The organism is Methylobacterium sp. 37f (assembly GCF_023093475.1).
GTDB lineage: Bacteria > Pseudomonadota > Alphaproteobacteria > Rhizobiales > Beijerinckiaceae > Methylobacterium.
On the sequence record NZ_JAGHKN010000027.1, the window covers coordinates 32046 to 44119 of the forward strand.

Annotated in this window: 10 protein-coding genes and 1 tRNA gene; 3 read left to right on the forward strand and 8 right to left on the reverse strand. The window is 68.5% G+C overall.

Annotated elements, in window-relative coordinates; all coding sequences use genetic code 11:
* Window positions 1-15 precede the first annotated feature (15 nt).
* From J7U37_RS17210 to J7U37_RS17240, 7 genes are all read right to left on the reverse strand, one after another.
* Window positions 16-2796: a sensor histidine kinase KdpD gene (locus J7U37_RS17210; RefSeq protein WP_247636497.1), complete on the reverse strand. Its 2781-nt coding sequence runs from the start codon at window positions 2794-2796 to the stop codon at window positions 16-18.
* 36 nt (window positions 2797-2832) lie between these two features.
* Window positions 2833-3438, reverse strand: a complete 606-nt coding sequence (locus J7U37_RS17215) for a K(+)-transporting ATPase subunit C (RefSeq protein WP_247636477.1) — start codon at window positions 3436-3438, stop codon at window positions 2833-2835.
* A gap of 32 nt (window positions 3439-3470) precedes the next feature.
* The gene (gene kdpB, locus J7U37_RS17220) at window positions 3471-5582 is read right to left on the reverse strand and encodes a potassium-transporting ATPase subunit KdpB (protein ID WP_247636498.1); all 2112 of its coding nucleotides are present in this window, start codon (window positions 5580-5582) and stop codon (window positions 3471-3473) included.
* A gap of 104 nt (window positions 5583-5686) precedes the next feature.
* Window positions 5687-5914, reverse strand: coding sequence for a hypothetical protein (locus J7U37_RS17225; RefSeq protein ID WP_247636478.1), 228 nt, complete (start codon window positions 5912-5914; stop codon window positions 5687-5689).
* Between the two features lie 3 nt (window positions 5915-5917).
* Window positions 5918-7633 (reverse strand): potassium-transporting ATPase subunit KdpA, encoded by a 1716-nt coding sequence (kdpA, locus tag J7U37_RS17230; RefSeq protein ID WP_247636479.1) that lies wholly within the window; start codon window positions 7631-7633, stop codon window positions 5918-5920.
* Between the two features lie 50 nt (window positions 7634-7683).
* Window positions 7684-7773 carry a K(+)-transporting ATPase subunit F gene (locus tag J7U37_RS17235; RefSeq protein ID WP_247636480.1) on the reverse strand — a complete coding sequence of 30 codons (90 nt, stop codon included), beginning with the start codon at window positions 7771-7773 and terminating at the stop codon, window positions 7684-7686.
* 271 nt (window positions 7774-8044) lie between these two features.
* Window positions 8045-8230: a hypothetical protein gene (locus J7U37_RS17240; protein WP_247636481.1), complete on the reverse strand. Its 186-nt coding sequence runs from the start codon at window positions 8228-8230 to the stop codon at window positions 8045-8047.
* Window positions 8231-8332: 102 nt separating this feature from the next.
* Here J7U37_RS17240 and J7U37_RS17245 point away from each other — a divergent pair.
* Window positions 8333-8409 (forward strand) — tRNA-Arg (locus J7U37_RS17245).
* A 320-nt stretch (window positions 8410-8729) separates the two neighbouring features.
* The gene (locus J7U37_RS17250; protein ID WP_247636482.1) at window positions 8730-9524 is read left to right on the forward strand and encodes an ABC transporter; all 795 of its coding nucleotides are present in this window, start codon (window positions 8730-8732) and stop codon (window positions 9522-9524) included.
* A gap of 122 nt (window positions 9525-9646) precedes the next feature.
* On the opposite strand, the gene J7U37_RS17255 is transcribed toward J7U37_RS17250, so the two are convergent.
* Window positions 9647-10801: an MFS transporter gene (locus J7U37_RS17255; protein ID WP_247636483.1), complete on the reverse strand. Its 1155-nt coding sequence runs from the start codon at window positions 10799-10801 to the stop codon at window positions 9647-9649.
* Between the two features lie 393 nt (window positions 10802-11194).
* Between J7U37_RS17255 and J7U37_RS17260 the strand changes: the two genes are divergently transcribed.
* On the forward strand, window positions 11195-12022 hold the full coding sequence (locus J7U37_RS17260; RefSeq protein WP_247636484.1) for a DeoR family transcriptional regulator: 828 nt from the start codon (window positions 11195-11197) through the stop codon (window positions 12020-12022).
* Window positions 12023-12074 lie beyond the last annotated feature (52 nt).

Below are 12074 nucleotides of genomic sequence, written 5' to 3' on the forward strand. Positions count from 1 at the left end.
CTCATCGGGCGCGACTCATGCGGCAATGTCCGGTGCGCGGCCGCCGTCCACCGGAACCGGCAGCACGAGGGTGAAGACGGCACCGGCGCGATCCGGGCGGTTGGCCGCGCTCAGGGTCCCACCCATCGCCTCGACGAAGCCGCGCGCGATGGCAAGGCCGAGGCCGGTCCCGGCCCGCACGCTGTCGGCCTTGCGCACCCGATAGAACTTGTCGAACACTCGCTCCTCCTCGCCCTCGGGCAGACCTTCGCCCTCGTCCAGCACTTGGAGGCGAACGCGCATCGGGCCGCCGGCGCGCTCGGACGTCACGCCGGCCGCGACCGTCACGGTCGAGCCCGCGGGCGCGTATTTCGCCGCGTTGTCCAGGAGGTTGACCAGCACCTGCTCGAACAGGACGGGATCGAGGCGCAGGGCCGGCAGGGCATCGGGAAGATCGAGCACCACCCGGTGTCCGCCGAGGATCGCGCCAAGGCGGCGAAGGGCGGTGTCGACGATCTCGGCGACATCCTGCGGCGTGAGGTTGGCCGCCACCGCGCCAGCCTCGAGCCGGGTCATGTCGAGCAGGTTGACGATGAAGCGGTTCAGCCGCTCGGATTCGGCGATGACCGTCGCCAGCAGGTCGCCCTTGGCCTCGGGGTCCAGCACGGTGTCGAGGTCTCGCAGGGTGGTGGCCGCGCCGAGGACCGCGGCGAGCGGGGTCCGCAGATCGTGCGAGATCGAGGTGAGCAGGGCCTGGCGCAGCCGGTCCGTCTCGGCGTCGCGCGCCGCCCGCGCCAGGTCCTCCACCAGCCGGACCCGCTCGATGGCGAGCGCTCCCATATCCGCCAGGGCGTCGAACAGGCGGCGATCCTCGGGGGTCAGGATCGGCCCGGTGCCGTCGGTATCGAGGCCGATGACGCCGATGGGTCCGCGGCCGGTCCGTGCCGGCAGGAACAGGCGGCGGGCGCCCGGGAGGGTGTCGGCGCCGCGCCCTGCCGGCCGGTCGTTGGCGAAGGCCCAGCGCGCCGCCGCGAGATCGGCCGCGTCGAGCCGGTCCTCGGGCGGATAGCCGGCCCGCACCGCGATCGAATCACCCTCGGGCAGCAGTAGCACCACCCGCACCCGTAGCATCGTGGCGATCTGGGCCGAGGTGGCCCAGAGCACGTCATCAAGGGTGCCGCAGCCCGAGAGCTTGCGGCTGAAGCCGTAGAGGCGCTCCGTCGCCCGCGCCCGGCGCTGGCTGATGACCGCGACCGTGCGGGCCCGCGCAGCGAGGTTCGAGACCAGAACCGCCACCAGGGTGAAGAGCAGGAAGGCCGCGACGTTGGTCGGGTCGGCGATGGTGAAGGTGTAGACCGGGGGCAGGAAGAAGAAGTTGTAGGCCAGCGAGGCGGCGACCACGGCGGCGAGCGAGGGCCACAGGCCGAAGCGCGCCGCCACCGCCACCACCGCCGTCAGCAGGAACAGGTCGGCGTTCTCGACTCCGAGATAGGGCTTCAGCGCCAGCGCGAGGCCGAGGCCGGCCAGCGTCGCCAGCGCGGCGAAGCCGTAGCCGGCCCTGTCGAAGCCTGTCCTGTCGAAGCCTGCCCCGTTGAAACCTGCCCCGTTGAAGCCTGTCCTGGCCGGAGCGGTCGCCACCGGTCTGGCGGAGGCAGGGGCAGCGGCCATCTCGCCGGCGACGACGTGGATGCTGATGACGCCGCTGCGCCGGACGAGATCGTGCACCACGGAGCCGTGGACCAGCTCGAACCACCATGACCGCGTCGCCTTGCCGACGACGATGTGGTTGACGTTGGCGGTGCGGGCATAGGCCAGCAGGTCGTCGGCGACCCGCCAGCTCCCCGGCAGGGTCACGGCATCGCCCCCGAGGCGGTCGGCAAGGCGCAGGGCCTCGGCGACCCGGTCGCGGTCGGCCTCGCTCGACCCGAGGCTGCGCGTGCCCTCCACGGTGACGGCGGTCCACGGCGCGTGCAGACGATCGGCGAGGCGTTTGGCGTAGCGCACCAGCCCGGCCGAGCGGGGGTCCTCGCTGACACAGACCATCACCCGCTCGCCGGCGCTCCACGGCCCCGCGATGGCGTTGGCCTGCATGTGACTGAGGAGTTCGTCGTCGACGCGGTCCGCAGTGCGGCGCAGGGCCAGCTCGCGCAAAGCGGTCAGATTTTCACGGACGAAGTAGTGCCGCAGGGCACGCTCCGCATGGGCGGGCTCGTAGACCTTGCCGGCCTTCAGGCGCTCGATCAGGTCGGCGGGGTTGAGGTCCACCACCTCGATGTCGTCGGCCCGGTCGAGGATGACGTCCGGTACGGTCTCGCGCACCCGGATACGGGTGATCTGGGCCACGACGTCGTTCAGGCTCTCCACGTGCTGGATATTGAGGGTGGTGTGCACGTCGATGCCGGCATCGAGCAGTTCTTCCACGTCCTGGTAGCGCTTGGGGTGCCGCGAGCCCGGCGCGTTGGTGTGGGCGAGCTCATCGACCAGCGCCAAGGCGGGTCGCCGGGCGAGCAGGGCGTCGAGGTCCATGTCCGCGAGGGTGCCGCCCGAATGGCCGACCTGACGGCGCGGCACCACCTCGAAGCCTTCGACAAGGGCCTCGGTTTCGCTTCGACCATGGGTCTCCACCAAGCCGATGACGACGTCGGCCCCGGCCTTCAGACGCGCCCGCCCGATGGTCAGCATCTCGTAGGTCTTGCCGACGCCGGGGGCGGCGCCGAGGAAGACCTTGAGACGCCCGCGACCGGCCGCGTCCCGGCGTGCCCGGTCGAGCAACGCGTCGGGGGAGGGGCGCTGGCGCTCGCGTCCGTCCTCCATCATCGGCGCCATCTCATCCTGTGCATCGGTCCGACCGGATTATTGCCGGAGGCCGGCGTCCAAAGCGAGGTTCAACGCCAGGACATTGACGCGCGGCTCGCCGAGGAGGCCGAGGGTCCTGTCCTCGACCTGGGCGGTGACGAGGGCGCGGACACGGTCCTCGCTCACCCCGCGGGCGCGGGCCACGCGCGGCACCTGGAACAGGGCGGCCTCGGGCGAGATGTCCGGATCGAGGCCGGAACCGCTGGCGGTGACGAGATCGACCGGCACGGTCGCGCCGGGATTCTCCGCCGTCAGGGTCGCGAGGTCGCCCTTCACCCGCTCGGCCAGAGCCGCGCTGGTCGGGCCGAGATTGGAGCCGGCCGAGTTGGAGGCGTTGTAGGGCGACGGGACGGTCCGGGTCGCGTCGACCGGATCGGCGGCGACCGTCGCCGAGGGGCGGCCGTGGATATAGCGCGGGCTGGTGAAGGACTGGCCGATCAAGCTGGAGCCGACGACGGTCCCGTCGCGGGTGATCAGACTGCCGGCGGCCTTCCCGGGAAACAGCGCTGCGGCGAGTCCGGTCATGGCCAGCGGGTAGGCGAGGCCGGTGATCGCCGTGAGGAGGACGAAGAGGACGAGGGCAGGGCGAAACGAGGCGAGCATGGGAACCACTCGGGTTGGGAACGCGGGACGGGTCAGGCGAGGTGGAGGGCGTTCACGGCCAGATCGATCGCCTTGATGCCGACGAAGGGCACGAGGATACCGCCGAGGCCGTAGACCAGCAGGTTGCGCCGCAGGAGGGCGGCGGCTCCGACGGCCCGATAGGTCACACCCCGGAGCGCCAGCGGGATCAGCGCAACGATGATGAGGGCGTTGAAGATGATCGCCGAGAGGATCGCGCTCTGCGGCGAGGCAAGCCCCATCACGTTGAGCGCCTGGAGCTGCGGGTACAGCGTCAGGAACATCGCCGGGATGATGGCGAAGTACTTGGCCACGTCGTTGGCGATCGAGAACGTGGTCAGCGCCCCGCGGGTCATCAGGAGCTGTTTGCCGATGCCGACGATCTCGATGAGCTTGGTCGGATCGCTGTCGAGGTCGACCATGTTGCCGGCCTCGCGGGCCGCGACGGTGCCGGTGTTCATGGCGACTCCGACATCGGCCTGAGCGAGGGCCGGGGCGTCGTTGGTGCCGTCGCCGCACATGGCGACGAGCTTTCCTTGCGACTGCTCCTTGCGGATCAGCGCCAACTTGTCCTCCGGGGTCGCCTGAGCGAGGAAGTCGTCGACGCCGGCTTCCGCCGCGATGGCGGCGGCGGTCATCGGGTTGTCGCCGGTGATCATCACCGTGCGGATGCCCATGCGGCGCAACTCGGCGAAGCGTTCGCGGATACCGCCCTTCACGATGTCCTTCAGGGCGACGACACCGAGCAGCCGCCCGTCGCGGGCTACCGCCAGGGGCGTGCCGCCGGCCTTGGCGATGGTCTCCGCAAGGGCGCGGACCTCGTCGATCGCCGCCAGGTTTTCGGCCGGCCGGTCGGCGAGGGCGGCGTTTGAACCACCTCGCGCCAGGATCCGCTGCGGCGCCAGGATCGGCTGTGGCGCCAGGGCGGCGATCACCGCCTCGACCGCGCCCTTGCGGATGGAGGCGCCGTCGAGATCGACGCCGGACATGCGCGACTGCGCCGTGAAGGGCACGAAGGTGGCGTTGAGGCTGGCCATGTCCCGGGCGCGGAGGCCGTAGCGATCCTTGGCCAGCACGACGATCGAACGGCCCTCGGGAGTCTCGTCAGCGAGCGAGGCGAGTTGCGCCGCGTCCGCCAGGTCCTGCTCGGCGACGCCGGTCACCGGCCGGAACTCGGTGGCCTGCCGGTTTCCGAGCGTGATGGTGCCGGTCTTGTCGAGGAGGAGGGTGTCGACATCGCCCGCCGCCTCGACGGCGCGGCCCGACATGGCGAGCACGTTGAAGCGCACCAGGCGGTCCATGCCGGCGATGCCGATGGCCGAGAGCAGCGCCCCGATGGTGGTGGGGATCAGGGTGACGAACAACGCGACGAGGACCACCAGGGGAATGGCGCCGCCGGCATAGCTGGCGAAGCTCGGGATGCTCGCCACCGCGAAGACGAAGACCAGCGTCAGGCCCGCCAGCAGGATGTTGAGGGCGATCTCGTTCGGGGTCTTCTGGCGCGACGCGCCCTCGACCAGCGCGATCATGCGGTCGACGAAGGTGGAGCCCGCCGCCGCCGTGATGCGCACGGTGATCACGTCCGACAGCACCTGCGTCCCGCCCGTCACCGCCGAGCGGTCGCCGCCGGATTCCCGGATGACCGGCGCCGATTCGCCGGTGATCGCCGCCTCGTTCACGGAGGCGACGCCGGCGACGACCTCGCCGTCGGAGGGGATGAGGTCGCCGGCCTCCACCAAAACGAGGTCGCCGACCTTCAGGTCGGTCCCCGGCACCGCCTCCCAGGCCGCGCCGGCGCCGGTGAGACGCTTGGCGGTCATCTCGGTGCGGGTGCGGCGCAGGCTGTCGGCCTGAGCCTTTCCGCGCCCTTCGGCCAGAGCTTCGGCCAAGTTGGCGAAGATCAGCGTGAACCAGAGCCAAAGGATGATCTGGCCGGAGAAGGCCAGCCCGGGGGCGCCCGTCGCGAGGTCACGCACGAAGAGCACCGTGGTCAGGGCGGCGACCACCTCGACCACGAACATCACGGGGTTGCGCACCATGATGCGGGGATCGAGCTTGCGCAGCGCGCCGACAAGCGCGGGCCCGACCAGCGCGGGATGGAACAGAGAGGAAGCAGGACGAGGCATGGCGGGGCGAGGCATGGCGGGGATGTCCACGAAAAATCGCGAAAAGGCGGGCGCGGTGCGCCCGGTGCATGAGGCGGGGGCGTCAGGCTCGGGCGTAAGGCGGGTCAGAGCGCGCGCGCACGGCTCGCAAGATCGAACGCCGCCATCAGCGTGAGGGCGCCCAGGAGGCTGACCCCGAGCAGGGCCAGGATCAGATCCGAGAGCCGGACCGGCCCGCCTCCGGATGCGGGCGATGCGGGACGGGAGGCCGATGTCGGCCCATCCGGGTGACGCAGCGCCGGCGGACGATGCGGCCAGTGCCGGGGACGGCGCGACGGGATGGCGGCGCGCATGGCTCAGCCCCCCGTCGCGAAGGTCTGGCCCGCGGCACCGGCGAGGTGCTCGACGATCGGGCCGAGCGCCAGGGAGGGGAAGAAGGTCAGGCCACCGACGATCAGGATGACGCCGACCAGCAGGCCGATGAACAGGCCGCCATGGGTCGGCAAGGTTCCGGCCGAGACCGGAACGGTCTTCTTGGCGGCCAGCGCGCCGGCGATCGCGAGGGCCGGGAGGATGACGAAGAACCGGCCCACCAGCATGCCGATCGCCAGGGTGGTGTTGTAGAACGGCGTGTTGCCGCTCAGGCCGCCGAAGGCCGAGCCGTTGTTGGCCGCCGCCGAGGTGAAGGCGTAGAGGATCTCCGAGAATCCGTGCGGGCCGGCATTGGCGGGCCCGGCGAGGCCCGCGGCCAGCACGGTGGCGAGCGCGGTGAACCCCAGCATCATCAGGGGCAGGCACAGAATGGCGAGCATGGCCATCTTGACCTCGCGCGCCTCGATCTTCTTGCCGAGATATTCCGGCGTACGGCCGACCATCAGACCGGCCACGAAGATCGCCACGATGACGAAGACCAGCATGCCGTAGAGGCCCGCGCCGACGCCGCCGACGATGATCTCGCCGAGCTGCATGTTGATCATCGGGATCAGGCCGCCGAGCGCCGTGAAGCTGTCGTGCATGGCGTTGACGGCACCGCAGGAGGCGGCCGTGGTGACCACGGCGAACAGGGCCGAGGCGACGATGCCGAAGCGCAGTTCCTTGCCCTCCAGGTTGCCGCCGGTGAGGCCAAGCCCGTTAAGGACGGGGCTACCCGCACTTTCCGCCCAGTAGACGACCGTGACACCGGCGAGGAACAGCAGGCCCATAGCGCCCAGGATAGCCCAGCCCTGGCGCTCGTCGCCGACCATGCGGCCGAAGACGTTGGTCATCGCCGCCCCGAGGGCGAAGATCGAGACCATCTGGACGAAGTTCGACAGGGCGGTCGGGTTCTCGAAGGGATGGGCGGCGTTGGCGTTGAAGAAGCCGCCGCCGTTGGTGCCCAGCATCTTGATGGCGACCTGGCTCGCCACCGGGCCGAGCGCGAGGGTCTGGGTCTCTCCCTCCAGTGTCGTCGCCGCGATGGAGGGTCCGAGGGTCTGGGGGACGCCCTGGGAAACCAGAAACAGGGTGTAGAGGACGCAGAGCGGCAGCAGCACGTAGAGGGTACAGCGGGTGAGATCGACCCAGAACGAGCCGATGGTGCGAGCCGAGGCGCGGCTGAACCCTCGGACCAGCGCGACCGCGAGGGCAATGCCGGTGGCGGCGGACAGGAAGTTCTGGTGGGTCAGGCCCAGCATCTGCGACAGATAGGACAGCGTGCTCTCGCCGCCGTAATTCTGCCAGTTGGTGTTGGTGACGAAGCTCGCCGCGGTGTTGAAGGCGAGATCCGGCGCCACGGTGCCTTGCCCGGCCGGGTTGAGCGGCAATCCGTCCTGCAGGCGCAGCAGGCCGTACAGGGCCGCAAAGCCGAGGGCATGGAAGCCCAGCATCGAGAGGGCATAGGCGCGCCAGCCCTGCTCGCCCCGGGCATCGAGACCGGCGAGGCGGTAGAGCCCCCTCTCGACCGGGGCGAGCACGGGAGAGAGCAGGGTGCGCTCACCCTGGAAGACGCGCGTCATGTAGCCGCCGAGGGGCCTGACGAGCGCCAGCACGACCGCGCAGAACAGCGCGACCTGAATCCAGCCGTTGAGTGTCATGAAACGTCGTCCTGGAGGAGGATCCGGGGGGATCGCTTTGGGCGCGGCCGTCAGAACCGCTCGGGGCGGACGAGGGCGTAGGCGAGGTAACCGAGCAGCCCGAGGGTCACGAGGGCGCCGAGGGTCAGATCGAAGGTCATGGTGCGGGGCTCCTGGCAGCCGTGTCAGAGGCGTTCGCAGAGCAGCGCATAGCCGGCGGCCAGCCCGAAGAAGGCGAGCCCGGCGGCGAGGAAGACGATGTCGAGCATGGTGCGTCCGATCCGGTCCGTCGGATCGAACGTGCGATGTCACGATCGATCCGGTCGGCCACCAGGATGGACGGGAATGGCGTTAGGGTTCGAGAGGGCGCGCGGTCCGTTCTTATCAGGATCGCATAAGGATCGTGGCCCGACTGGGCGCGATGGGGCGAGCCTAAAGGCGCTTCGAGACGACGCCGAGGGCGAGAAGGACGTAGGCGGCGACGAAGAACCAGACCCTGAACTTGACGACGGTCGGACCGATCATCGGGATGCGCAGCGACAGACTGGCGATGGCCAGCCCGATCAGCACGAGGGACAGGAGGAACGTGAGGGCGCGCGGGGGCGAGAGCTTCAGCATGACGCGATCCTGCCGCGCCCGGGTTGAGAAGGCGTGAAACGCCGGGTCCTCCCGGCGGATGACACATCCGGAGACGGGTGGTAGATGGAGGCCGGCACCCCTGACTCCGTAGCTCAGCTGGATAGAGCAGCCGCCTTCTAAGCGGCAGGTCGTTGGTTCGAGCCCAACCGGGGTCGCCATCCCCTGATCTGCGATGTCCGGCTCGTCCCCAGATCCGAAACCCGCGATGCCTGTTCTCCGCAGATTGGCCGGAGGTTGCGGCACGGCGGCTCGCGACCGAAGCCGATCATCCGATGGGCGGATTCCCTAAGGCCGAGCTGTGCATAACAAAATCCAGTCGGCGTGCCTCAAGCCAGGCGAACGGCGCCGTGACACCGCATGCCCCCGCCCTTATCGGGCGTCATGGACCTTCAGAGGTGCCGTCAGCCTTCGTGCCTGACCCACAATTTGGTCCAAGTGCCCAGCTATGCTGTTCAGCGCACGCCAATCAGGACCGGACATGCTGCCACCGACCTCACCCATATCCACCAAACGGAGCGATCTGGCGGTGTACGCGGAGGTCATTCGCGCCCTGATGCTACGCGACATGCGCACGCGGTTCGGCGCGTCCTACTGGGGCTACGTCGTCGTCGTTCTTTGGCCCGTGGCGCACATCTTTCTGATGGTTGCTGTCATGTTGTTCCGCAACATGCCATCCCCGATGGGCAACAACCCGATCCTGTTCGTTGCGACCGGCGCCGTTCCAGCTCTAGTTTTTCAGTACACGTCGCGCGAAGCGATGAAGGCAATTCTCGTCAATAAACCGTTGATGTACTACCCACAGGTAAAATCCTTCGACATTATGATCGCACGGTTCATTGTTGAAACCGTAAAAGGCTTCCAGGGCTTGCTGATCATCATCGGGATACTTTTGCTGCTAGGCGTTGACCCCATACCTGAAGATCCGGCTCGGGCGATCGAAGGCTATCTCATGGCCCTTCTCCTGGGACTTGGCATGGGTGCCATCAACATCGGCATCATGTCATTCTTCCCTGGATGGCTATGGGGATATATTGTATTCACCATTTCGATATACATGACATCCGGCGTGTTTTTCTTACCGCATATGCTTCCGAACGAGATCTATGAAATTCTCAAATGGAATCCGGTGGTCCAGATCATCGAGTGGGTCCGACTCGCCTACAATCCCTCGCTCGGAGTCACGGTCGATTATTTCTACGTCATGGCTTGGGGTTCGGGATCTCTCTGCCTAGGCTTGCTCATGGAACGCACCGTCGTCCGTCGATTCCAGTAATTCGGCCCGTTTCTGCAAACGGATCATGTTGCGGCTGAGCATCCGGCGATGCGCCTGAATCGCACGGCCAGGCCTTCCAAGCCCGACGCGCGCAACCTCCACCGCCTATCGGACTTCACCGGCTATCGGACCTGGGCGCCGAGGGTGCGGCGGGCGACGATCAGCGACAGGAGGATGTTCAGCGTGGCGATCGCCAGCAGAATCTCCAGCAGGAGATCGAGTCCGAACCAGGCGGAGAGGGTGCCGCAGACCAGCGGCGTCGCCGCTTGTCCCAGAAGCGGCATCCGCGCCAGACGGCCCATCACCGCGGCGTAGTCGTGCTGACCGTAGAGTGACAGGGGCAGGGTGCCGCGCACGACGGTGCGCATGCCGTTGCCGGCACCGTAGAGCACGATCGCGAGCCATGCCAAGGCGGGCGCAACGGCCAGAAGCAGGAGCCCGAGGCCGACACATCCGCTTGACACCAGCAGGGCCCAGGCGGGATGGGCCCGACGTCCGAACACGAGTTCGAGGATGCGGGCGCCCACCTGCGCGGGTCCGATCAGCGTGCTGAGCGCAACGGCGGTGCCGGCCGTCAGGCCCTTCGCCTGAAGCAGGAGGAGCAATTGCACCGAGACCGCCGTCATGATCACCGCCGCGCTGGTGAAGGTGACGGCGAGGATGCACTCGCCCGGCAAGCGACAGGGGGCTGCCGGCTTGCCCGGAGCAGCATTCGCGGCGGGCGGCGAGGGCTCGGTCCGGGTCCCGGCCGGCAGGGCAAAGGCGAAGAGCGGCACCACCAGGACGACCGCCAGCGCGGCGTAGACGACACAGGTCAGGCGCCAACCGAGCGCATCGACGAGAAAGCTCGTTGCGGGCCAGCATAAGGTGATGGCAAAGCCGGACGCGATCGCGATCTGGGTCATCGCGCTCCGCGCCGCTGCGCCATAGGCCTGCCCGATCGCGGCAAAGAGCGGATCGTAGAGGGCACCGGCCATGCCAAGGCCAATGACCACCCAGGCGAGCAGGAAGGCCGGCAGGTTCGGCGCGAGGGCAAGACCCACCTGCCCGAGCGCGAGGGTCAGGGTGCCGGCGATCAGCACCGGGCGACCGCCGTGCCGGCGGATCCTCCGCCCGACCCAGGGCGAACACAGCCCCGAGACCAGGATTGCCAGGGACAGGGCGCTCACCACCACGCCTTGAGGCCAGCCGGTCGAGCCCACGATGGGGTCGGCCACCACCGCCATCAAGAAGAAGGACCCGCCCCACAGGACGATCTGGGTAAAACCCAGCGCCATGTTTCCGGCCAGCGTCGGCGCGCGCGGTGCAGGGCGCGGTTCTGCGGTTCCGGACGTCACGCGCTGTGGCCGCTCATGAGAATTGTTTCGTGAGAGGAAGAGATTGGACGGAAACGGGCAGGGCCGCCTCGGATCGAAGGTGACGCTCTCGGCCTGCATAGACGAGCGGCCAGCGGGGTCGCAAATGCGCCGGCATGCCCCGCGCTGGCCTCCGGTAGAGGGCCAAGCCCCGGGCCGACGACATCGCTCGCGTTCGGAATTTGGTCGCTGGACAGCGCCAGCATTTCGGCTTGGAACCGGATCGCAGCCATGACGCGGTCCAGGCCGACGGCCGGTTTCGTTTGCGAACATACCTGTGTAACTTGGTATCCCAGGATTGCGACCGGAGGCTCCATGAACCGTCTGACCGAGCGGGGTGGCCTGGAGCGAAGAACAAGCACCGAGACATCGGCCGTGGAGAGTCGCCGCGCCGCGATCGTGGCGGCCATACGCCAACGCGGCTTCATGACGATCGAAGCCCTGGCGAGCCAGTTCGCCGTCACGGTCCAGACCATCCGGCGCGATCTCAACGAGCTCAGCGCCGCGGGCCGGCTGGAACGCTACCGCGGCGGCGGCGGCCTTCCGTCCAGCGTCGAGAACATCGACTACGCCGACCGGCGCACCACTCTGTTGTCCGAGAAGGCACGGATCGGCCGGCTCGCAGCAGGCCGGATCCCCTCGCACTGCTCGGTCTTCCTCAACATCGGCACCACCACCGAGGCCGTGGCACGGGAACTGGCGCAGCACGACGACCTCAGCATCATCACCAACAACCTCAACGTGGCCATCGGGCTGGCGGCGACCACCGCCTTTCGCATCGTCGTGGCGGGCGGCACCATGCGCAACCGCGACGGGGCGGTGCTGGGCCAGCTCACCTGCGACACCCTCAGCCAGTTCCGGGTCGATGTCGCGGTGATCGGCATCAGCGGCATCGACGCCGACGGGGCGCTCCTCGATTACGATTACGAGGAGGTGCGGGCGACCCAGACCATCCTGCAGCATGCCCGCCAGACCTTCCTGGTGGCGGATCACACCAAGTTCAGCCGTCGTCCCATGGTGGAGGTGGGCCGCCTCGAACAGATCGACACCCTCTTCACCGACCAGTTGCCGCCTCCCGAGATCATCGCCCTGATGGAGCGCCACGGCGTGACGCTGGCCGTGGCGGGAGCGGACGAACCGTAACGAACGTCAGTTTTCGCTTGCGAAAATCACGGCGCAAAGCAATATTCTTCCG